Genomic DNA, 22,029 nt, shown 5'->3' on the forward strand with positions numbered 1-22,029 from the left:
GGCGTCTCAATCCACTTCCCTTCCTCCCAGTGCCTGACCGTTTGCGCTACCTCCCGGATATTGATTTCGGGGTTGAAGTTTGTGGCAAAGGCATGCCCGTGGGAACCGGCATTGCAGTCGAGTATATCCAGGTACTCTATCTCGTCAAAGAGATGCTTCTGTGCATGCGCAGCAAAAACATTCGTCACGCCCGGATCGAACCCGGAGCCAAGGACTGCCATGATCCCCTTCTGCCGGAACTTCTCCTGATACGCCCACTGCCAGCTGTATTCGAAATGGGCCTCGTCCGGAGGCTCATAATTGGCCGTGTCAATATAGTGGACTCCCGTTTCCAGGCAGGCGTCCATAATATGCAGGTCTTGGTAAGGAAGTGCGAGATTAAGCACAACGTCCGGATGGAATCCGTCTATTACAGCAGTGAGTTCTGAAACATTGTCAGCATCCGCCCTCGTTGCCTGAATCTCCCTGCCGTACCTCCGTCCGATATCTTTCTTGATATTCTCGCATTTAGAAAGCGTTCTGCTTGCCACCGCTATATCGGTGAAGACTTCGGGCAGCTGGGCACACTTGTGCGCTGCAACAGTGGCCACACCACCTGCCCCGATTATCAGTATTCTCCCGCTCTTTTTCGCAACGTTCATGCAATTCTCCCTGTCGGCAGATTACACCTCTTTTGTTCAATCCAGGAGCATGATCATCTCTCTTGCAACTTTCGAGGCACAGACGGAAGACACAAAGCTTGTGTCGTAATCAGGGGCCAATTCCACTATGTCAGCGCCGACGATGTTCATGCCCATCAATACCGAAAAATATTCCATGACTTCGTTAAACATGAGGCCGCCCGGCTCCGGCGTTGTCACCCCGGAAACCAGAGAGGGGTCAAAGACATCCATGTCGAAGCTCACATACACGGGCACACCCCGGCTCAGACGAGCCTCCAGGGACGCCGGACAATCGATCAAAAGAAGTTCTTCAAATTCCTGTCTCGTCCCGGACCGTATGCCGATGTGAAGCATCTCTACTCCTAGCTCCTTAACTCTCTTCATTACTGTCGCATGAGAGAGCCTCTGCCCTTCATACTCATCCCTCAGGTCACAATGGGCATCAAAGTGCACAACCTGTAATTCCCCAAAATGTTTCCTGATCGCCTTTATTACGGGATAGGTGGCGAGATGTTCGCCGCCGAACAGCAAGAGCTTCCGGCCATTTCTTATAACTTCAGCCGCGCTATTTTCTATACGTTCAAGAGACCCCGTCAGGTCTCCCGCACTAAGCTCAAGATTTCCTGCATCATGAAAGACGATCTCATCCAAATCTCTTTTGAGATACGGACTGTATGTTTCGAGTGTCCATGACGCCTTCCTGATGCTGTCCGGAGCGAACTTTGTTCCACCCCGGAAAGAAGAGGTGACATCCAGCGGGCAGCCCAGCAGTACGATACGGGCACGTTCCGCATCTGTCCTGGAACTCATATACGTGCTGTTGAGTATGCCCTTCATAAACGAGTTTCTCTGAGAATTATCGATGGAACGAAAGCTGCAGCGCAGGTATTCTCATAGTCGGCCCGATCGAGGGCGCGACGCGCGCTTCCTTAAAGGATCAGTTGCTCACGTCTATCCCTGCGACGCCCGCACGCGGGCACCCGGCCTCCCCTTCTCGCTCGCCGTGCTCACTAGACAGATTTCCACGAACGACGAGACTGCGGTGGAAATATACGAATCTGCTCATTACAGCAAACCAGAACTCCTGCACAGCGTGAGCATCAGCCTCACACGCCGCAATTTTCAATTCCACAAAACAACACCTGCAAATACGGCACCGATGCCGGTCACCCGGTACGTAGCCGAAATGGACATAATTTCTTTTATCGCCCGGTTTCTCATCTCCATGCCCTTTTCAACCATCTTCTTGACCTGGTTTTCCACGATGCTCTCTTCCGCTCTGGCTGAATACTCCATAATCAGTCCGGCACGATCTGCGTCCTTAGGTATGCCTATCGCCACTGCAGCCGATATGACTTCTCCCGAAACGTCGCTGCAGAGAGAGGCGTACGCCACGGGGACAAGAGCACCCTGCGGCAGTTGAAGAGGACGGGGATTCATTTCCTCGCAGCCGGGCGGAAGAATACTGCTCATTTTCACGAGGTTGGTATCTCCTACCCCTGAAGCGAGAAGCGCGCCGTCAAAAGCATTGAGCAGCGTGAATCCGTCTGACGCACCACTGACAAGATAAAACTTCGTCGGTGTCTTGATGATCACGTTGGCCGATTCCCGAACCTCCCAGTATCCCGCAGGGTTCGAAGTGTTTTCCATTCCGGAGAAATCGGGTTGACTTTTTCTCATCTCCACCGGAGATATGTGACCGCGCATTTTCTTCTCCTCATCTGCACGACCGCGATCATTGCCAGAGTATGCCGTTGTCACCTGCCGTTTCAATGCTTTCACCCTATGGCCCTCCTTTGAAATTTTAATTGCCTTGTCGGCACTAAAAGTTAGGAGGCGAAGAAACCCACAGGACCAGAGCCCTCGTCTTTCGCCTGTTTGCTACACGGTGCCGCTTTGAAGCCCGGAAGTAGAAACATTCTCCCCGTTTCAACTTGTATGTCTTGCCACCCATGGAGAGTTCAATGCCCCCGGAAAGAACAAAACCAAACTCCTCTCCCTCATGCGGGCCTTCCTCCATTTTCTCTCCCGGCTTGAGCGCCACGTACGCCGGATCCATCAACCTGTTCTGCGCTGCCGGCACAAGAATCTGAAAGCTGGCCACATCCTCCTTCTCCAGTTCCACCCTATCTTTCACCTTGAACACGATCTTCTGCTCGAACGTTTCATCGAAGAAGGCTGAAGGCTTTTCATCCAGAGCGTCAAGAATGGCAAGCAGGCTCTCCACGGAAAGAGAGGTCAGGTTTCGCTCCACCTGAGAGATAAAGCCTTTCGTCAGGTCCGCCCTGGACGCCAGTTCCTCCTGCGTCAGCCCTTTAGCCTGACGCATCATGCTTATCCTCTCACCTATGCTCGAACCGCCGATTTTCATAGCTAACAGTATACAAGCATCAAAAGTTTACTGTACTAAACTAGGAATTAAAATAATAGATATTTTGCAGGCTGTCAAGTACTTTTTTATTTAACTCATAGAGACAGTATGTTAAACTCCATTCTGGCGCAGTATGCTGGGAAAGGAAGCCATCGTCTCCTTTCTGATCGGTAAGGGAATCCGGCATGTCTTTCATCTGCCCGGCATGCACTCGCTTCCCCTTTACGAATCCCTCCTTAAGAGCAAAATAGCGACAGTCGTGGGAAGGCACGAATCAGCCCTCGCTTTTACTGCTATCGGCTATGCAGAGGCCACGGGGCGTTCCGGAGTTCTCGTGGTCACTCCCGGTCCCGGGCTTGCCAACACTCTTTCAGCGTGTCTCGAGGCACACGGAAGTGAGGTGCCGCTTCTGATTATACATATCGATACGGACAGGCATAAGACAGGGAGTGGCGTGCTGCACGAACTGCAGCAAGCCGACCGTATATTCACCGGTTTGGTCAAGGGGACCTTTCGAGTCGAGCGGGAAGAGTCGCTTTTTCCTGCGCTGGAGGCTGCCCACAGCTCCGCTATGTCTACCAGGACGGGGCCTGTTCTGCTTTCGATACCCTACACGCTGCTTGACAGAGAATGTCCTCCGGCCGTACGACAGGAACAGAAGGACGCAAAGAATAAGCCCGATCTTGACCGGCTGGAAGAGGTGTTATCCGGCAAGCAGAGGCCCGTAATCATCGGCGGAGGCTCGCTCATGACCGAAGAATTAAGCCTTCCCCTGGCGTCTTTGTGCAGGCAGTCGGCTATACCCTTTCTCACTACCGCAGCAGGCAAGGGCGTGCTCAGTGAGAATAGACTGGAGGCGTTCGGCTGCGTAATAAGGAAGGGCGTTGTGAAAAGAATTCTGGACTCGGCTGACGTGGTCATAGCTATTGGCACCCGGCTTCGTAACGCGGATGTGAAAAGCAGGGGCGTGAAAATAAAGGAGCTTGTCCACATAGATGCAGACAATACATGGATCGGCAAGAATTATCCTACAAGGCTCGCTATAACCGGCGATCTCGCGGCGTCCATCGACGGAATCTGCCGCATCATGAAGCATGCTCGATCTGCGTGGCCCCTTGAGGAGATGAAAGAATTGCAGAAAAGAGAGGAGGCGCTTCTCCTCCGGCGCTCAGCGGGCTACAGGATCATAGCAGTCCTTCGTGAGGTTATCCCTGAGGATACGATATCTGTCTGGGATCCCAACCTCATTGCCTATTGGGCAGAATACCATTTCCCCGTTCTGCGGCAGAGGACCTTTCTTCAGGCAGGCGGCTCGTCCACTATCTTCTACGGGGTTCCGGCAAGCATCGGTGCGAAGCTCGGCAGGCCTGACCGGCCGTGTTTGTGCGTGGCGGGCGATGGCGGAGGACTTCCAGCGCTGGGAGAACTGGCCGTAGCGAAACAGAACGCTATCCCCGTCGTCTTCCTAGTTTACAATAATGAAAGCTACGGTATACTCGAACGATACATGAAGAAACGTCATGGGGTCAAGGGCTCGATGCGCCTCGCCAACCCGGATTTCGTTCAACTTGCCCGTTCCTTTGATATCCCTGCAGAAAAGGCAGAGAGTGTAGAAGACCTGAAAGAACTGTTCCTCCATCGCATCGGATGGGACCGGCCATTTCTTATTGAATTCAAGTATCCGGATTTTCCACCGCCGTGGGAAGTATGATGGGTTCCATACCACGCCAACGCACCGCTGTCGTGAAAGCAAAGCTCCTATCCTATAGTCAGGCGGGTGACGAGCGTCTGAAAATGTCGTGCTCGTGAAGGTAAGAGAACTACTCGCGACGAATGGCGCCATCCAGGGCTGCCAGCAGATCGAAGACCTTCTCCGCTGCTTGCTGCGACAGCGACCCGACTCCGCAACTCGGCGTGACAAACCATTCCCGCCATGCAATCCGCGAGTCAAGGGCGCCTACTGCATCGCCGAACGTGTGCCAGATGCGCACCATATCCGCAACAGAGGATGAGAGGACCTCCTCGGAAGAAGGCACAATACCGGGAGAAATGGCACCGCCCCTGTTCAGGAAATCAGCCAGTTCATTCTTGAAATAAAAGATCGTTTCCAGAAAATTGAAAGCATCGTAGTTGATTATGTCCGCATCGGTACCGAAGAGCACCGACCAGTCGGTATTGCCACAGCAATGCACTGCCCTTTTGGCCTCCAGCCCTGTCAGCACTTCATTCATTAAAGAAACAACATCCGATTTTGCAATGGAAACGTACGCTGAACCAAAGGAAACCATGAACGGCTCATCAAAAAAGAGCATTACCTCCTTTTCCGGAAACCGCTGTTTGATGAAGTCAATCATCCATGCTGCCTTCATGCGCAATGCATTTTTTATGATATCGAAGTAAGCGTTGTTGTAAATGATGGGCTGCCCTTTCTCATCTTTCAGGCCCAGCCCAAGCGTAAAAGGGCCTGTGAGCTGTCCCTTGATCATTCTGACCCCGTCCCTGATCTCTGGGAGTCTTTCAACGAGCCTGTAGAGCCCGGGCGCTGCAGCTTCGGATATGCGAAAGGCCCCGAGGTTGCGCCCTGCAACATTCTCATAGAAGCGCTCTATGCCTGACGTGTCATTGGTATCCACGTAAACCTTTTCGTTAGCCTCGTCAATAACCATGGATGGCACTTGCTCCATGAACTGAACGTACATATCTTCTAAAAAGGAGCGTTTCGGCAATTGGGGCCAAAACGGAATCTCCCTGCATTTCGTGAAGATGTGATCTATTGCCTGGTCGACGTTTACAAATGGTAAGCTGCCAATGGCGGTAATCATACGCGCACCCCCGAAAGTTGTAGCACACGTGCAGTACCGAGTCAAAGAAAGCGGTACGCGGTGGGGATTGATCAAAAGTTCTTGACTAAATCCCTCAGTTTCTTGATAATATTGCAAAATTTTGAAAGGGAGGTAACGTATGAGAGTTGTTTCACGGTCAGTATTCCTTTCTATGGCGCTGCTTGCGTTCTTCCTGCTTGCGGGAATGGTACAGGCAGCGGAACCGCCCAAGGGGCCCGTGGTCATCAAGGCCGATGGCGCAAAAATGGCGCCCGTCACCTTCGAGCACGCAAAGCATAGCAAGGTAGAATGCGCGAAGTGCCACCACAAAGACGCAAGCGACCCCAAGGCTTGCAAGACCTGCCACGACATCAAAGATGTAAAGAACGGAGCCCCCAAGATTCAGGACGCCTTCCACAAGGTGTGCCAGACCTGCCACAAAGAACAGGCTGAAAAGGGCGCAAAGGCACCTACCAAGTGCAATGAGTGCCACAAAAAGTAATGAAGGGAGGGAGGGCCAAGCCCCTCCCTCACCCCCTCTTCTCGATCAAGTATACGAGTTCCTCTCATCCGTAACGCTGGCTATTGCCCTCCTTGCGTTCATTGCCGTACTCTCCATTTTTGGAACGCTCGTCAAGCAGCAGGCTTCACCGGAGGAGTATCTCTCCTATTACTCCGAGAGCACCTACACGATCATCAAATTTCTCGGACTGAACGATGTCTTCCACAGCAGATGGTTTATCGCTGCACTGCTTCTCTTTGTCCTCAACCTGATCTTTTGCAGTGTCCCACGACTGCTCAGAGTCATCAAGAGCGGGCGTTCGGCAAAGGTACCCAGCGAGAAGGCCCTTGATGGGATGGCGCTGCGCTGCCTGGTGACAGGCAAAAGAATCGATGACGTAACCGGTGTATTCAAGAACTACAGGGCCACCCTGCGCAATGAAGGAAGCATGATACTGGAGCGTGGGTCACTGGGCCGCTATGCAGTGTACATGGTGCATCTGAGCATCATCATCATTCTGCTGGGAGGACTCATAGGCTTTCTCTTCGGCTACAGGGGACCGCTCACCCTCGCTAAAGGCGAAACCAAAGATTCCGTTGTGTCGAGAGGCGCTGCCACAGAACGCAGACCCCTTGGCTTTGCGCTAAAGCTCACCGACTTTCAGGTTTCGTTTTATCCCACTGGCGAGCCCAAAGATTATGTCAGCAACGTCGAGGTGCTGGAGAACGGGAAACGTGTGTTGCAGAAAAGCATCAGGGTCAATGATCCCTTAAGCTACGGGGGTGTGAGTATCTACCAGTCAAGCTATGGAAGTAACCCTGTTTTTGTTTTCAATGTGGGAGGAGAGCCGGTGGAACTGGGCCAGGGAGGTGTCTACAAGAAAGGGAAGCTCCACCTGCTCGCTGTCCGGTATGAAAAGTCGGTGCACAATTTCGGCCCCGGAGTCCAAGTAGCCTACGTGGACGAGAAAGGCCAACCCCAAACCACCTGGTTTCTGACGGAGGTCCCGAGACTGAGAGAAAAGAATATTCTCGGCACCACGGTTCGGCTCGACAAAATCCAGGAGGAATACTATACGGGCCTGGAAGTTTCCCGTGACCCCGGCGTGTGGGTCGTCTGGTTCGGCTTTGCGCTGATTCTGTTCGGCCTCTATGTAAACTTTTTCCTTTACCATAGACGCATCTATCTGCTAGAGATATCTAAGGGCGTGCTCATTGCCGGCACCGCCGTCAAAAACAAGGAAGGCTTCAGGGAAGAATTTGAAAAGTTGAAAGGGAAACTCGGATGTTCGTAAGCAACGAAATCCTATCAGTCGTGACGTTCCTTTACCTGCTCCTGTTCCTGGGGCATCTCGTCTACTTCGCCACAAAGAAAGAAAAGGTACTCACGGCTGTCTGGGTAGGACTCTACGTCACGTTTGGAATACACACGGCCGGGCTCATCGCACGATGGATAGAATCGTATGGAGGGATTACTGAGGTCTATAAGTGCATCTTTCAAATTTGCCAGTTTCCAGGTCACGCTCCTCTCTCCAATTTCTACGAATCTCTCATCTTCTATGCATGGTGTATCGCGCTTATAGTCATTGCAATGAAAAAGAGACTGAGGTTCCCTTTGCTTACGATGTTCGCGTGCCTCGTCGCTCTTGGATTCATGGGGTACGCCTCTTTCTCAACATCTGTGGACAAGAAGATCACACCGCTCATTCCGGCCCTGCAGAGTAACTGGCTCCACATACATGTGTTTACCTGCTTTATAGCCTACGCTGCCTTCGCAGTCTCTTTCCTTGCCGGCCTTTTTTCGATAGTCAACTGGAAGAGCATCATGCCGCCGGAAGAGACGCTCGAGGAACTGAACTACCGTTCGGTAATGGTGGGGTTTCCGATGCTGAGCGCAGGAATTCTTACAGGCGCGGTGTGGGCACACTACGCGTGGGGATCATACTGGAGCTGGGATCCGAAAGAAACCTGGTCACTAATCACATGGATATTTTACGCACTTTTTTTGCATGCCCGCTTTGCCCGGGGCTGGAAAGGCAGGCGCATAGCGCTTCTTTCCATCATAGGCTTCGCCAGTGTCATTTTTACATATTTTGGTGTAAACTTTATTTTGTCGGGGTTGCACAGTTACGGAGCAGCGTGAAAAAGAAAAAACCGAAAAGCCTTGTCCTCTCAGGCAACGGCATCAATTGTGAGCTTGAGACAGCTTATGCCAACCGGCTCGTGGGCTTCGACGCTGATATTGTCCACATCAATTCCTTGCTGGACGGCACAAAGAATATCCATGACTATCAGTTCCTAAACTTCCCGGGCGGGTTTCTTGACGGCGACGATCTTGGGTCGGCAAAGGCACAAGCGGTTAAATGGAAGTATCAAAAGGTGCGGGCCGGGCAGGCAATCGCAGGTTCATTTCTCGACGAACTGATTCGTTTCGTAGCAGATGGAAAAGTTATCATAGGCATATGCAACGGCTTTCAGCTCCTTGTCAAAACGGGGCTTCTGCCGGGGCTCTCTGGAAACTATGGCGAGCAATCCGTCACGCTCACTTTCAACGATTCAGGGAGATTTCAGGACCGCTGGGTCTACCTTTGCGTGCGCCAACTTTCCTCTTGCATCTTCACGAAAGATATGGATAAAATTTACCTTCCGGTGCGTCACGGTGAAGGAAAGCTCGTCACAAAAACCGAAGAGACCCTGCAACAACTGAGAAACGGTGGCTACATAGTCATGCAGTACGCTGATGAGACCGGACAGGTAACAGAGGAATTTCCCTGGAATCCCAACGGCTCGGTCGATTCAATAGCGGCCCTGTGCGACCCTTCAGGCAGGATCTTCGGGCTTATGCCTCATCCCGAAGCCTTCGTCCATTACACGCAGCATCCCCATTGGACACGAGAACATCTACCGGAAGAGGGAGAGGGTTTGAAAATTTTCAGAAACGCATACGAATACGTGGTTGATAACCTATAGCAGTGGAGGGGCGCTATTATGAATAAGACGGACATCGTTAATAAACTCGCCGAGAAAACCGGCATGAACCAGAAAGTAGCCAAGATCGTTGTCGATACCATCACGGAGAGCATCAAGAAGGCTATCGTTAACGGTGAGCGCGTGGAGATACGGGGCTTCGGTAGCTTCTCGGTCAGGCAGTACAAACCTTATAGAGGCAGAAACCCCAAGAATGGTGAAGTTGTTGAGGTGCCCGCAAAGAAACTCCCGTATTTTAAGGTCGGCAAAGAATTAAAGGAAGCGATAACTAAGGTCTAAAATTCTCCCCAATACGGCAGAAGCGCTTTTTTTACCTGCTGCACGGTCCGCTCAATTTCGCCGGAGGGATTTGCTTTAATCTCTTGCACGTACAAGGGTCTATTCAAAAGCTGCAGTATGACTGCCTTCACTGAGCTGGTCAACCCCGAAAGATCATAACCGCCTTCGAGCGCAAAAAGTATCTTCCCATCGCATACTTCTCCCGCTGCGTCCATCAGGATTCGTGTCATCCGGGTGAAACCGCTTTCTGTAACAGCCATACCGCCCAGGGGATCATTGCGATGAATATCAAAACCGGCTGATACCAGGATCACTTCAGGCTTCCATTTCCGTGCAACGGGTAGCACAATCTTCTCAAAGATCTGCACGTAATCCGCATCTCCCATACCCGAAGAGAGGGGAATGTTGATCGTGTATCCCTTGCCTTGACCCGACCCGGTTTCGTCATACCAGCCTGTCCCCGGGTAATAGGGATACTGGTGTGTCGACAGATAGAGCACGTCAGCATCATTGTAGAAGCTGTGCTGGGTGCCGTTGCCGTGATGCAGGTCCCAATCCACAATGAATACCCTCTTGAGGCCGTACTTCTTTACGAGGTAACGTGCCCCAACGGCGATGTTGTTGAAAATGCAGAAGCCCATGGCCCTTGCGCGCTCCGCATGGTGTCCGGGAGGCCTCACGAGGGCAAACCCGTTGTCAATCCTGCCTGCAAAGAGCGCATCGCCCAGTTCCAGGAATCCTCCCGCGGCCATGCAGGCAGCCTCGTAAGATTTTGGAGAGGTCACCGTATCAGGATCCAGGCGTCTTTGAGCCTTACCTTTTGTTTCAGCAACAAAATTTATGTAGGAGATATCATGATTCAGGGCAATCTCTTCGTGTGTAGCGGGGCGCGGCTCAATGTAAACGAGCCCGTCCTGGTCGAGTTCATCAAGCATGGCGTAGATATGCACGAGTCGCTGTGGATTTTCAGGATGAAAATCATCGGTGATGTGTTCAAGATAGATCTGATGTTTTACTATCCCCACTTTCATGTGAGCCTCCTGTTGGCATATGATATAACCATTGTTTTCCAAACGCAAGAAAAGTCAAAGTTACGCTGCGCGATAAGAGAGCCTTGCCGGCAGATGGAATCGTACCAGATTGAGGATCTACTGATCACCGCTCATAAAAAAGGGGCAAGCAGGTTCGGCAAGTTCAGCTACCCTATCCGCTACGGCCAATTTTCGGAAATACGCACGGCGACCAATTCCTTTCAATTCAACCTCAACGGAGAAATCAGATTCATACAGGGGAGAGGCAACAGTTGGCCGTATCCTGCAGAGTGGTTGAAGCGCAGCGCCGGCAATGATTGGGTTTATTACTCTGCAGGTGATTACAAAGGCGTCTATGACCTGTTGGGCGAATACTATTATCCGTATCTCCCCTACCCGTCGAATTCCATTCTCGGAGACAATCCTCTCAAAGGCCCGCAACTAAGAAGCGCGATCAATTCATGCACCGCACTGCGAGAGAAGGCTCGAGAACTGGTTTCGCGCAGCATGCCGGATCAGGTGAAGAGGCTTCTCCTCCGGATAGCAGAGAACACTCCCCGGGTGTTAAGATCGAAAGCTGCCCTGCTCCATCGCGTGATTGGCGGCAGGGCGACCGTACTTCCGCCCGACAGCCGCCATGTGGATTATGATGTGATTCCGTTGACCGTGGCCGAAGGTTGCCTGCTGAAGTGCGGTTTCTGCCGGGTGAAATCAGGCCGCGGTTTCAAACAATGGTCTGCCGGAGCAATCCTGAACGAGATACAAAGCCTTAAACAACTCTACGGTGAAGACCTTCGTAACTACAATGCTCTTTTCCTTGGACAGCATGACGCGCTGCACGCAGGGAGAGACATAATTCTTTTTGCAGCGGAAAACGCGTACGAACTATTCCAGTTTGAGCGTTCGTCTATGGAGGAGCCTGTGCTCTTTCTGTTTGGCAGCCCGCTTTCCATGATCGCCACAGAGGAGAATCTGTTCGAGGCATTGGATAGCCTGCCCTACTCAACGGTGTATATCAACATAGGCCTGGAAGCGGCTGACTGCGCGACGCTGAGAGGACTCAAAAGACCTGTCACTGCGGAAACGGTGCACGAGGCTTTTGCGCTCATGCTCGACATCAACCGGAGATATAAGAAAATAGAGGTGACTGCGAATTTTGTATTCGGTGATCAGTTTTCACCGGATCATTTCGAATCGCTTGTGGACCTGACGACGAACCGACTTGACCCGGTTCGCGCCAAGGGCGCTCTCTATCTGTCGCCTGTCGTGGATGAATCAAGTATCGACGAAGCGAGAAGGAGGGAAATTCTGCGAAGATTCCGTGATCTGAAGACGCACAGTCGGCTACCGACTTATCTCTACCTGATCCAAAGGCTCTAACACCACGCGATTTGTTTTTTCCTTGACGTCGAGACAGCAAGCCATTGGACCTTGCACACGTGCAAAGAGGCAGGCCTTTAGAACGGGACAGTGAGACTGGGTCTCCTCACAGAGACCAGCCCTCAAGTGTGAGGTGAGGGCTTTCCTCTTGCGCTAGATTTTCTGGACGTTCGCCGCAGCAGGGCCCTTCGGGCCATCCACGATATCGAAGGTCACCTGTTGGCCTTCAGAAAGGGTTTTGAAACCGGTGTCCTGGATCGCGGTGTAGTGAACGAATATATCTCCGCCTTCTTCTTTCTGGATGAAACCGTACCCCTTTGACTCATTAAACCACTTTACCGTACCCTTCGGCATTTCCAACTACCTCCTGCGTATTATGGCGATTGCGAAAATCCCCCAATCTTTGCCAGTATTACACACCATTTTGAAAAAAGCAAGAAATTGTGACGCGTCTCGTGACGAATCATTAGAAATAAAAAAGTGTTCAATTTGCGTGAAAAATCGATTATTCTACCTGATACAGAGCGAGGCTTCATTAAGCTCTTGAGGAGGTGTTTTATGGGCACTTACAGGATGCTTTACGATTTTGCGGCTAAGGCAGGAGCATTGGAAGGCTATGTCTATCCAAGAGAGAAGGTGGACCCGCACTATTTGCCCGCCTGGGCTGACCATGTGGTGGAAGGCTACCAGGCACTGCCGCTCGAGGTGCAGAAAGAATTCCAGGACCTGTGTGACCAGACTATCGGTCGTGCCATCTCTTCTCTTCTTCCATTACTGGGTGAAGGGCACGATGTGATTAAGAAGCTGAGAAGCATCACCCGGGGAGCATTGCCCTCTTCATATGACGACTTCCCGAATCGCCAGAAGGGCTAATTCTGTCTATGACAGTGTGCTCATACCGATTTGTATTCAGGATGTAGACCGAGGCGGCAGCGAGTCGAGCCGACGCAGGCGTACTGTAGTGCGTCAAGGAGAGCGACGCAGCGACAACGAAAGTATACGGGTGAAGACAAATCGGTATTAGTGGCAGCCGCCGCAGCTACTCCCTCCGCAACCGCTCTCCTCGTGGCTGGTGTCATCGCATGAGCAACCGCACCCATGGCTCGGGCTGTGCGCTTCCATCAGTTCCTCATCCGTCGCATCCCTGACTCCCATAACTTCCACATCAAAACTAAGCTTATTCCCGGCCAGTGGATGATTGCCGTCGAGAACCACGGAATCTCCTTCAACACGATCGACTGCCATAATCATGGCTCCGTTCGGCGTCTGAACCTGGAAACGCATCCCCACCTCTAAATCAGGCACCCCCTGAAACTTGTCCTTCGCCACAGAAAAGAGCAGGGAGTTGTCCCGCTCGCCGTAGCCGTCGGCGGGAGCAACGTCAAATGAAAACTTGTCTCCAGCTTGCTTTCCTTCCAGGGCGTTCTCAAACCCTTGTATCATGTTACCGGTTCCCTGGACGTACGTCAAAGCAGCCCGGTTCCTTGACGTATCAAGAACCTCGCCTGCTTCATTTTTCAGGGTATACTCTACCGTGACCGCTTTATCTTTCGTGATCTGCATACTTGTTTCCTCTGGAATGGAAGATTTTGACTAAGAAAGGTGCGAGAGAAGCACGGGTTTCTTGATCAAGATGAGTATTCTACCACAATTCCGGTTTGCACATCAAGGCAGGTACGCCAGAGGCGAAAGCATACAGGCTGTTGATCGAGTCTCGTTTGTGTGGTACAAATAGCTGAACGACTGAGGAAAAGGCCAGCGCGAGAATAGATTTCCGCCGGAGAAATAGGGCCGATCGTAGAGGTGGTACCGTGTGGAAATCCATCCAGCGAGCCCCGCACAAATGGATAACCTGTTCAGAAAGATACCCAAAGTCGACCAGGTGTTGAAACATTCTCAGTGGAAGGAACTCCTCGCCCTTTACCCTGAGGAAGGGCTGAAAGAGGCCCTGAGAGCTGTACTTGAAGAGCTCCGCATCAACATCAAAGAAAGAAAAATAGCGTCTATACCAGCGTTAGAGCGCATCGTTGAGGAAGCGGGACGGCGCGCCCTGGAACTTTCAAGGCCCAGCCTGCGAAGAGTGATCAATGGTACGGGTGTAGTCATTCACACAAACCTGGGAAGATCGCTCCTTGCCAGACCCGCGATCGATGCCCTCGTTAACATTGCGTCGAGCTATTCCAACCTGGAGTATGACCTCAATAAGGGGAAGCGAGGCGACCGTTACGAGCATTGCTCATCAATCCTGCAGAGGCTCACCGGAACCGAGGCATCTCTCGTCGTGAATAACAACGCTGCAGCAGTTCTCCTGGTTCTCGATACGTTTGCCCAGGGCAAGGAAGTGGTCATCGCCAGGGGTGAACTGATAGAGATTGGCGGTTCCTTCAGGATACCTGATGTAATGAAGAAGAGCGGAGCAACGCTGCGAGAGGTAGGTACTACAAATCGTACCTTTAAAGAGGATTATGAGCGAGCTCTCAACGAAAACACAGGCCTGCTCATGAAGGCGCATACGAGCAACTATCGCATACGGGGCTTCGTGCACGAGACCACCGTGGAGGAGCTCGTGGAGGTAGGCAGGCAACATCGTGTTCCGGTCTTCTACGACGCCGGAAGCGGTCTTCTGTATCCGATCAGCGAGGGCAGAACATTTGATGAGCCGGTTATTGGCACTCTTGCAGGTAGCGGACTGGACATAATGTCATTCAGCGCAGACAAGCTTTTGGGAGGTCCCCAGGCAGGCATAATCGTCGGCAAGGCGGTCTATGTTGAAGCCATGAAGAAAAATCCTCTGCTCAGAGCGCTGCGCCCGGACAAGTTCACTATTGCTGCGCTCGAAGCTACGCTTTTCCTTTACGCGGATGAAGAGAGGCGCGAGCAGATACCGACCCTTGCAATGATTCACACGGACGAGGCAACTCTGAAGAGAAGGGCTTCCCGGCTCGCAGCCGCGCTGCGAAAATGCTCGGCCCAGCTTTCCGTTTCCGTGGTAAGACTGACAGGCGAAGTGGGCGGCGGAAGCCTTCCCGACGTTGCGTTACCATCTTATGGATTGGCGCTCGAGCCTCTCACCACAAGCCTCAAAATATTCGAGGAAAAGCTGAGAAAACTGGAAACCCCCATCATAGCCCGAATCGGTCATGATCGGCTTCTTGTAGATGTGCGAACTATTCAAAAGATGGATGAATCCCCTCTCGTCTCAGGTATCGCGGCTGCACTCGCGAATGGAACGTAAATTTCATCTCGTTTCCGATAAGAATAATATCCGAATCGATACGTACATTGCTGAAGCCCTGTCGCTGACCAGAGCGAGAGTGCAGGCACTGATCGCCGGAGGCCACGTGCGGGTTCTGAACAAGTCTCCGAAGCCCTCCATGAAAGTAAAGCAGGGCATGGAGATCGAGGGCGAAGTGGTGGCTGAAGAGCCGTTGAGTCTCTGCCCTGAAGAGATACCTCTTGCGATACTGTATGAAGACGAGTATCTTCTCGCGATCAACAAATCGGTGGATATGGTGGTGCACCCTTCATGCGGCCACCAGAGCGGCACTCTCGTCAATGCTATTCTCGCCTATCTCAAGCGGCCAGCCATCCCTGCAAGCAAGGGCGACTCGAACGGAGGGGATGCACAGCGCCCCGGCATTGTACATAGGCTTGACAAAGATACGAGCGGCGTCATCCTCGTGGCAAAGGATCCAGGAACACAGGAAGCACTGTCATCTCAGTTTCACGACAGAAGGGTGAAAAAGACCTACAGGGCAGTGATTGAAGGAACCGTCAGGAAGGATGAGGGTGTAATCGAGGGCTCCATAGGAAGACATCCCACCCTGAGAAAAAAAATGGCGCTGGTCACCAAGGGTGGCAGATATTCGATGAGCAGGTTCAGAGTCATTAAAAGGCTCGCGGGCTTCACGTACATGGAGGTCTATCCGGAGACCGGACGCACACACCAGATACGGGTGCACATGGCATCGATCGGTCATCCCATAGTAGGTGATGAGCTGTACGGTAGAAAGGCCAGGAAGCTTACCGGGCGGCCCCTGCTCCACGCCTACAGGATCCTCATCGAGCATCCGATAACAAGAACCCCTATGCAGGTGGAGGCGCCAGTGCCCCGGGAGTTTGAAGAGTTCATCAATGAACATGCTCTTTGAGTTCAAGAATCAAGGCCAATGGTCCTACATCTGCTGGCCGGCCCTGGAAGAAGCGGGCATATTTCACGGGTTCGTCACGAGACCCCGCGATGCGTCGAGTGAAGAAGAGGGAATAGATTTCCACGGACAAGCTCGTGGAAATCTATCTAGCGAGCGCGGCGGCCGGGTACCCGCAGCCGTGAAGCGGCTGGAGGGTGGAGGGGAGGCCAAGTACCCGCGTGCGGGTGCGCCTTTGCCGCGGGAGGGGGCGACCGGGTACCCGCGTGCGGGTGTCCCAGGGATAGATGGCCCTATCAAGGCCTTCTCTCTCGAGCATCATATCCTGATGAACCAGGAGCATGGTGATTCGGTGCATCTGATCAAGAGAGGCGAGCGACCAACCGCAGGAGACGGCCTTATCCTTCTGGAAAAGAACGTGGCAGGCATCGTAAAGACAGCAGATTGCCTTCCAGTGCTCATCTATGCGCTCTCTGTGCCGGCTGTGGCCATCGTGCACGCGGGTTGGAGAGGAACAGCCCTCGGCATTGCAGGCAAAGCAGTAAGAATGCTTAAGGCACTTGGCGTCTCCCCAAAGGAGATGTGTGCGCTGATCGGGCCCGGCATCGGACCATGCTGCTACAACGTGCAGGAGGATGTGGCACGTGTCTTCAGAGAGCAAGGATTCGGCGAACCGGTTGTACAGGAACGCCAGGGCTCTTTATTTCTCGACTTGAAGGCAGCTAATACCCGCATGCTTCGCAATGAGGGCTTGCGTGAAATCAATGACGTAGACCTCTGCACGTTTTGCAGGAAAGACCTTTTCTATTCAGCCAGGAGGGATAAAGGTAACGGGCGGCAGATTAATTTTGCCGTTATCCAGGCCTAGGAATATACTATTGAAAAAGGGGCGGTGGCCACTGGCTATGATCGCATTGGCGCGAGACCGATCATGAAGAACCAGGAAAAGAATAAAGACTAGACCGATAACATGAGTTTGAGAGCATTCAAGAAAGAAGTTCTTTTTGGCGCGGTTACAGTGGCCGTGTTCGGCCTCCTCCTCTATTTGGAGACCCAGCTTCCTTTCTTCACGAGATTTCTCCCGGTCGGAGAAAATAAGCTCATCATTGTCCTCCTCAACATAAACCTTCTTCTTATTCTTCTGCTGGTCTTCATCATAGCAAGGATCATCATAAAGACCAATATCGAAAAAAAGAGAGGTGTCTACGGCTCCGGGCTCAAGACAAAACTGACGCTGACCATGCTCTCCATCTCTCTCATCTCGTCATTCACGCTCTTCATCATAGCCACGGGTTTCTTCTACGTAACCATGGACAAATGGTTCAGCCAGAAAATTGAAGACACCATTGATACCACGGTTGAACTGTCGCAGCTCTATTATGACGATCTGTACGATCGATACGAAAAAATTGGAAAGTATCTCGCAGCCCAAATCGAGAAAAAGGACCTTCTGGAGGACCCCGACGGCCTGCGAACCTTCATAAAGAATGAGGCACAGGTGCACTTTCTCGACTACCTCGGGGTGTACGACGCGGGAGGGACTGTCCTGCAGAGCCTGGGCAAAATGGACCCGGGCGTGGCGCGCCAGCTTCTGGCAAAATCAAGAGCAACCACCAAGGCAGTCACCAAGGGGAGAAGTCTCTGGCAGATTTTTCCGATCGAAGGCGCAGAGTTCATCGTACTGGGGGTCGGGATACTTGACGCTTCAGGTAAGCCCGCGGCTGTACTTATACTGGGTGAAAAGCTCAGTTTCCGGGGGACCGAACAAATACAGCAGATCGCACGCACCGGTATCGAGTTCAAAGAATCAAGACCCTACAAGAAGGTAGTAAAGTGGAGTTTCATCATACCGCTTTTCCTCATCACCATGCTCTCGATATTCTTTTCCGTCTGGGTTGGGGTAAAGATGGCGACCGAGATCGCAGTCCCTCTGGAACAGGTGAGGGAAGGCGCGGCCATCATCGCCAAAGGCTCTTTTGACATCAACCTGGAAGATAGGGGCAAAGACGAAATAGGAACCCTCGTGAGCGCTTTCAACAAAATGGCGAGAGAGCTGAAAGTCACGAAGGCAGAGATCGAAGAGAAGAGAAAATACATGGAGGTTATCCTTGACAATGTGGCCACGGGTATCATCACCACCGATGAGAAAGGAAATATCCTGCTCTTGAACAGAGCAGCAAAGAGCATCCTGGGAGTTGAAACCGATGATTGGATGGGAAAGCCGTTAAGAACGATTCTGGGCAGCGAATTTAGAAAGATTATCCGCTTCTTCCAGAAAGAAGTGAAAGGTGAATCGACAGAGAGCATTGTGAGGGAGATGCGTCTTTCGTTGAAAAAGGATACGGTCTATCTCAGGGCATCGCTGACTGTGCTCAAGGATGAGGCCGGAAACGTCCAGGGCTACATAGGCACGTTTGATGATATAACCCATATCGTGAGAGGCGAGAAGCTTGCCACGTGGCGCGAAATCGCGAAGAAATTGACCCACGAAATCAAGAACCCCTTGACCCCCATCAAGCTCTCCGCGGAAAGAATCAGGCGACGGCTGCTCCCGCAATCAGAAGGCAAAGAAAGGGAAATCCTGGATGAAACCACTTCGGTCATCCTGAGCGCCTCGGACGACATCAAGGTCATTGTGAATGAATTGACAAGACTGACGCACACGGCCACGGTCCAGACGCTTGAGGACGTCAACACCGTTGTGGAGGAGACGCTGGGGCTCTATAAGAACCTGTACCAGAATATCAAGTTTGAATTCGAGAAGGAGAGCGTTCCCAGTTTCAGGATGGATAGGGACAAGATAAAGAGAGCGCTGATAAACCTCGTCACCAATTCCATCAAAGCTATTGACGTTGAGCAAGGGGTCGTGACGTTCAGAACCCGGTACGACAAGAACCGGGGGATGGTCCTCATAGAAGTTGCTGATACAGGTCCGGGGATACGCAGCGAAGACAAGGGCAGAATCTTCGATCCCTATTTTACGAGGGGCCGTGACGGGACCGGTCTCGGGCTGGCTATAGTCAACTCCATTGTGCTGGAACACCACGGCAAGATCCGTGTGGAGGACAACAAGCCCAAAGGCGCTAAATTCATAGTGGAGCTCCCCGTCATTTACGCCACCCTGTGAGCCCGTGATTGCTGAGTCAAAGACCTCTAAAGCCTAGAAAATAGGGCGATTTTGTGTTATAATAATGGCATGAGACGTGAGGCAAAAACGGTCGCAACAAACCGGAAAGCGTATCACGACTTCCGCATCGAAGAGAAATTCGAAGCGGGAATTGCCTTGACCGGGACCGAGGTGAAGTCCTTAAGAGAGGGTAAGGCCAATCTCCAGGATAGTTTTGCGCGGATCAGTAATGGCGAACTCATCCTGACCAACGCCCATATAAGTCCATATTCCTGCGGAAATATATATAATCACGAACCCAAGCGGGACAGAAAACTTCTGATGCATAAGAGGGAAATCAACAGGCTGTATGGCAAAGTGAGGGAGCGGGGATATACGCTGGTACCGCTTTCCCTCTACTTTAATGAGAAGAACAAAGTTAAAGTGGAATTCGGACTCGCCAAAGGCAAGACTTCGGTCGACAAAAGAGAAGATATAAAGCGGCGCGACGAAAAACGAATCAATGACCGGGAGTACCGGTCGCGATAGAAGGGGGCGATTGGCTTCGACAGGGAAAGAAGGGTCACGGAGGCATGCCGGGGATCTAGCTGCCCGTTATCAGGTAGAAATAAACACAAACGCAGACACAGATCTAGCACTGGCTGCTTAAGACAGCCACGTCCACTGGACCTTCCGCCCGCTTAAGGTCCAGACTGGGCGCCATTTCAGCGGGATAGCTTCCCGGGACACCTATATCGGGCGGCGAAATCTGATAGGCTGGGATGAGAGAAAACTTGTTAGTGGGTGTTCTCCCGTCCGAGATCTAAAACACTAACTAAGCATGTAGGCTCTTTGGGTCTTGTTCTCTGGACGCGGGTTCGATTCCCGCCGCCTCCACCAATTAGGACATAGCGCATGCGTGAGGAGGATCACCGGCCCTGGGGCTACTTCTGCGTTCTTGAGGATGCCCCACGCCATAAGGTAAAGAGAATCGTGGTTGACCCTGGGCAGAGACTCTCTCTTCAGCGGCACGGGCGCAGAAGAGAACACTGGTTTGTGCTCGAGGGCGAGGCGCTGGTCACCAGAGACCAAGAGGAGATTCAACTCGTTTCGGGTCACGCGATAAGTATCCCGGAGGGGGCGTGGCATCGCGTTAAGAACATAGGGAGTATACCGTTGGTTTTCGTCGAGGTCCAAACAGGGGATTACTTCGGCGAAGATGATATAGTTCGCGCAGAAGACGACTACGGCCGGTCTTAGACGGACCGTTCGTGTCCCAATACGCTGCCGCTTTCGTTAAGTTATTGAAAATTGAGCATATTCCTCGCCACCGGTTGACCGGGCAGCACATTTCTGGTAATCTTATAATCTCACCTCCCAATGGAAAGACAATCAGCCTGGAAAAAGAAAACAAAATCAGACATCGACCAGATCTTTACTTTCTGTGATGGTTACAAGGAGTTTCTCGACCTGGCGAAAACAGAGCGGGAAGCCGCCCGATTCATAGGCGAGGCGCTGAAACAGAAGGGCTTTGCGGACGGCTCCGCTTTGGGAAGAATGTTCCGCGTCAACAAAGGCAAGGCAGTCATGGCATGGCTGCCCGGAAAGGCCGATCCCGCAGAAGGCTTACGCATCATCATTGCTCACATTGATGCTCCGAGGCTCGATTTGAAGCAAAACCCGCTCTACGAGGACCTCGATCTTGCACTCCTGCACACACATTACTATGGGGGCATCAAGAAGTACCAGTGGGTGGCAATGCCCTTGGCCATCCATGGCGTGATTGTGAGGGCTGACGGAAGTACCGTGGAATTGGCAATCGGAGAAGATGAGAAAGACCCCGTTTTTGTCATAGATGATCTTCTGCCTCACCTGTCGAGAAAGACCCAGGATGAGAAGAAGCTCTCCGAAGCTATCGATGGCGAGAAGTTGACCGTGCTCTTCGGGAGTTTGCCGCTGGTGGGCGAGGAAAAGAATGCGGTCAAGGGTCAGATCCTGACGCTCCTCAATGAACGGTACGGTGTGGTGGAGGAAGACTTTATCAGCGCCGAGATCGAGATCGTTCCGGCATTTAAAGCGCGGGATGTGGGTCTCGACAGGAGCATGATCGGTGCGTACGGGCAGGATGACAGGGCATCAGCCTATCCGCTCCTCAGGGCAATTTGTGACACGGAAACCCCCGCGCATCCGGCTCTCGCGATCTTCGTTGACAAAGAAGAGATCGGGTCAGAGGGCGATACCGGCGCCAAGTCGCGCTTCATAAAGATTTATCTGCACGAGATGTTGGGCGCCTCAGGCCTTACCGTGTCTGATGTAACCGTGGAGCGCATACTCTTTGATTCGAAGGCGATAAGCGCGGATGTCAACGGGCCTGTGAATCCCAATTGGCAGGAAGTCCATGAAAAACAGAACGCCTGCTATCTGGGAGGCGGTATTTGCGTGACGAAATTTACCGGGCACGGCGGAAAAGTAGGCGCCAGCGATGCTCACGCAGAATATGTAGGAGAGATCAGGCGTCTTTTTGCCAAACAAAATATCATCTGGCAGACAGGAGAACTGGGTAAAATCGATGAGGGAGGAGGTGGAACTGTGGCGAAGTATCTAGCCGAATACGGCATGGATGTTATCGATATGGGAGTACCCCTTCTCACCATGCATTCCCCCTTTGAAATTTCCAGCAAACTGGACATTTATGAATCTTACCTGGCCTTTAAGGCCTTTCTGGCATCGTAAGCACTAGG

General features: G+C 52.1%; 23 protein-coding genes and 1 other RNA gene. 16 read left to right on the forward strand and 8 right to left on the reverse strand.

The genetic code is table 11. From position 1 onward, the window contains the following. From VMT71_04005 to VMT71_04020, 4 genes are all read right to left on the reverse strand, one after another. The coding region (locus VMT71_04005; GenBank protein ID HVN23107.1) for a saccharopine dehydrogenase NADP-binding domain-containing protein at positions 1 to 641 on the reverse strand (641 nt) is incomplete at its 3' end. Between the two features lie 36 nt (positions 642 to 677). Further along, complete coding sequence (gene speB, locus VMT71_04010; GenBank protein HVN23108.1) at positions 678 to 1,499, reverse strand: agmatinase; 822 nt, start codon at positions 1,497 to 1,499, stop codon at positions 678 to 680. A 285-nt stretch (positions 1,500 to 1,784) separates the two neighbouring features. Then, positions 1,785 to 2,444 (reverse strand): arginine decarboxylase, pyruvoyl-dependent, encoded by a 660-nt coding sequence (locus tag VMT71_04015; protein HVN23109.1) that lies wholly within the window; start codon positions 2,442 to 2,444, stop codon positions 1,785 to 1,787. Positions 2,445 to 2,484: 40 nt separating this feature from the next. Beyond that, a complete protein-coding gene (locus tag VMT71_04020; GenBank protein ID HVN23110.1) occupies positions 2,485 to 3,033 on the reverse strand; it encodes an XRE family transcriptional regulator in 549 nt (182 codons plus the stop codon). A gap of 133 nt (positions 3,034 to 3,166) precedes the next feature. Here VMT71_04020 and VMT71_04025 point away from each other — a divergent pair, with 133 nt between their 5' ends. Further along, positions 3,167 to 4,744, forward strand: coding sequence for a thiamine pyrophosphate-binding protein (locus VMT71_04025; protein ID HVN23111.1), 1,578 nt, complete (start codon positions 3,167 to 3,169; stop codon positions 4,742 to 4,744). 109 nt (positions 4,745 to 4,853) lie between these two features. On the opposite strand, the gene VMT71_04030 is transcribed toward VMT71_04025, so the two are convergent. After that, the gene (locus tag VMT71_04030; GenBank protein HVN23112.1) at positions 4,854 to 5,855 is read right to left on the reverse strand and encodes a hypothetical protein; all 1,002 of its coding nucleotides are present in this window, start codon (positions 5,853 to 5,855) and stop codon (positions 4,854 to 4,856) included. 139 nt (positions 5,856 to 5,994) lie between these two features. Between VMT71_04030 and VMT71_04035 the strand changes: the two genes are divergently transcribed. From VMT71_04035 to VMT71_04055, 5 genes are read left to right on the forward strand one after another with little or no spacing between them, the layout of a single operon-like run. Further along, on the forward strand, positions 5,995 to 6,357 hold the full coding sequence (locus tag VMT71_04035; GenBank protein HVN23113.1) for a cytochrome c3 family protein: 363 nt from the start codon (positions 5,995 to 5,997) through the stop codon (positions 6,355 to 6,357). Further along, positions 6,338 to 7,651, forward strand: coding sequence for a cytochrome c biogenesis protein ResB (locus VMT71_04040; GenBank protein HVN23114.1), 1,314 nt, complete (start codon positions 6,338 to 6,340; stop codon positions 7,649 to 7,651). Before VMT71_04035 ends, VMT71_04040 begins: the two co-directional genes overlap by 20 nt. Beyond that, positions 7,642 to 8,499, forward strand: a complete 858-nt coding sequence (locus VMT71_04045; GenBank protein HVN23115.1) for a cytochrome c biogenesis protein — start codon at positions 7,642 to 7,644, stop codon at positions 8,497 to 8,499. The genes VMT71_04040 and VMT71_04045 overlap by 10 nt, the downstream gene beginning before the upstream one ends. Beyond that, entirely contained in the window at positions 8,496 to 9,326 is an 831-nt protein-coding gene (locus tag VMT71_04050; GenBank protein ID HVN23116.1) for a phosphoribosylformylglycinamidine synthase subunit PurQ, read from the forward strand. Before VMT71_04045 ends, VMT71_04050 begins: the two co-directional genes overlap by 4 nt. A gap of 18 nt (positions 9,327 to 9,344) precedes the next feature. Beyond that, positions 9,345 to 9,623 (forward strand): HU family DNA-binding protein, encoded by a 279-nt coding sequence (locus VMT71_04055; protein ID HVN23117.1) that lies wholly within the window; start codon positions 9,345 to 9,347, stop codon positions 9,621 to 9,623. Here VMT71_04055 and VMT71_04060 read toward each other — a convergent pair. Next, complete coding sequence (locus VMT71_04060) at positions 9,620 to 10,654, reverse strand: histone deacetylase (protein HVN23118.1); 1,035 nt, start codon at positions 10,652 to 10,654, stop codon at positions 9,620 to 9,622. The two genes, VMT71_04055 and VMT71_04060, sit on opposite strands and share 4 nt — an antisense overlap. A 93-nt stretch (positions 10,655 to 10,747) precedes the next feature. Between VMT71_04060 and VMT71_04065 the strand changes: the two genes are divergently transcribed. Beyond that, positions 10,748 to 12,034, forward strand: a complete 1,287-nt coding sequence (locus VMT71_04065) for a hypothetical protein (protein HVN23119.1) — start codon at positions 10,748 to 10,750, stop codon at positions 12,032 to 12,034. Positions 12,035 to 12,187: 153 nt separating this feature from the next. Here VMT71_04065 and VMT71_04070 read toward each other — a convergent pair whose 3' ends face one another. Beyond that, positions 12,188 to 12,394: a cold-shock protein gene (locus VMT71_04070; protein HVN23120.1), complete on the reverse strand. Its 207-nt coding sequence runs from the start codon at positions 12,392 to 12,394 to the stop codon at positions 12,188 to 12,190. A 198-nt stretch (positions 12,395 to 12,592) separates the two neighbouring features. Here VMT71_04070 and VMT71_04075 point away from each other — a divergent pair, with 198 nt between their 5' ends. After that, a complete protein-coding gene (locus VMT71_04075) occupies positions 12,593 to 12,907 on the forward strand; it encodes a hypothetical protein (protein HVN23121.1) in 315 nt (104 codons plus the stop codon). Positions 12,908 to 13,054: 147 nt separating this feature from the next. Here the strand turns inward: VMT71_04075 and VMT71_04080 are convergent, their stop codons facing one another. Beyond that, positions 13,055 to 13,597 carry a peptidylprolyl isomerase gene (locus VMT71_04080; protein HVN23122.1) on the reverse strand — a complete coding sequence of 181 codons (543 nt, stop codon included), beginning with the start codon at positions 13,595 to 13,597 and terminating at the stop codon, positions 13,055 to 13,057. 250 nt (positions 13,598 to 13,847) lie between these two features. Here VMT71_04080 and selA point away from each other — a divergent pair, with 250 nt between their 5' ends. From selA to VMT71_04120, 8 genes are all read left to right on the forward strand, one after another. Continuing rightward, complete coding sequence (selA, locus tag VMT71_04085) at positions 13,848 to 15,269, forward strand: L-seryl-tRNA(Sec) selenium transferase (protein HVN23123.1); 1,422 nt, start codon at positions 13,848 to 13,850, stop codon at positions 15,267 to 15,269. Continuing rightward, positions 15,259 to 16,185 carry an RluA family pseudouridine synthase gene (locus VMT71_04090; GenBank protein ID HVN23124.1) on the forward strand — a complete coding sequence of 309 codons (927 nt, stop codon included), beginning with the start codon at positions 15,259 to 15,261 and terminating at the stop codon, positions 16,183 to 16,185. Before selA ends, VMT71_04090 begins: the two co-directional genes overlap by 11 nt. Continuing rightward, positions 16,169 to 17,050: a peptidoglycan editing factor PgeF gene (gene pgeF / locus VMT71_04095; protein HVN23125.1), complete on the forward strand. Its 882-nt coding sequence runs from the start codon at positions 16,169 to 16,171 to the stop codon at positions 17,048 to 17,050. The genes VMT71_04090 and pgeF overlap by 17 nt, the downstream gene beginning before the upstream one ends. A 102-nt stretch (positions 17,051 to 17,152) precedes the next feature. After that, positions 17,153 to 19,309, forward strand: a complete 2,157-nt coding sequence (locus VMT71_04100) for an ATP-binding protein (protein HVN23126.1) — start codon at positions 17,153 to 17,155, stop codon at positions 19,307 to 19,309. A 69-nt stretch (positions 19,310 to 19,378) separates the two neighbouring features. Further along, on the forward strand, positions 19,379 to 19,837 hold the full coding sequence (gene smpB, locus VMT71_04105) for an SsrA-binding protein SmpB (protein ID HVN23127.1): 459 nt from the start codon (positions 19,379 to 19,381) through the stop codon (positions 19,835 to 19,837). Positions 19,838 to 19,839: 2 nt separating this feature from the next. Next, positions 19,840 to 20,188: a transfer-messenger RNA gene (ssrA, locus tag VMT71_04110) on the forward strand. 15 nt (positions 20,189 to 20,203) lie between these two features. Then, the gene (locus tag VMT71_04115) at positions 20,204 to 20,548 is read left to right on the forward strand and encodes a phosphomannose isomerase type II C-terminal cupin domain (GenBank protein HVN23128.1); all 345 of its coding nucleotides are present in this window, start codon (positions 20,204 to 20,206) and stop codon (positions 20,546 to 20,548) included. 120 nt (positions 20,549 to 20,668) lie between these two features. Then, positions 20,669 to 22,021, forward strand: coding sequence for an aminopeptidase (locus VMT71_04120; protein ID HVN23129.1), 1,353 nt, complete (start codon positions 20,669 to 20,671; stop codon positions 22,019 to 22,021). Positions 22,022 to 22,029: the final 8 nt, after the last annotated feature.

It is taken from the genome of Syntrophorhabdales bacterium (assembly GCA_035541455.1).
Lineage (GTDB): Bacteria > Desulfobacterota > Syntrophorhabdia > Syntrophorhabdales > WCHB1-27 > JADGQN01.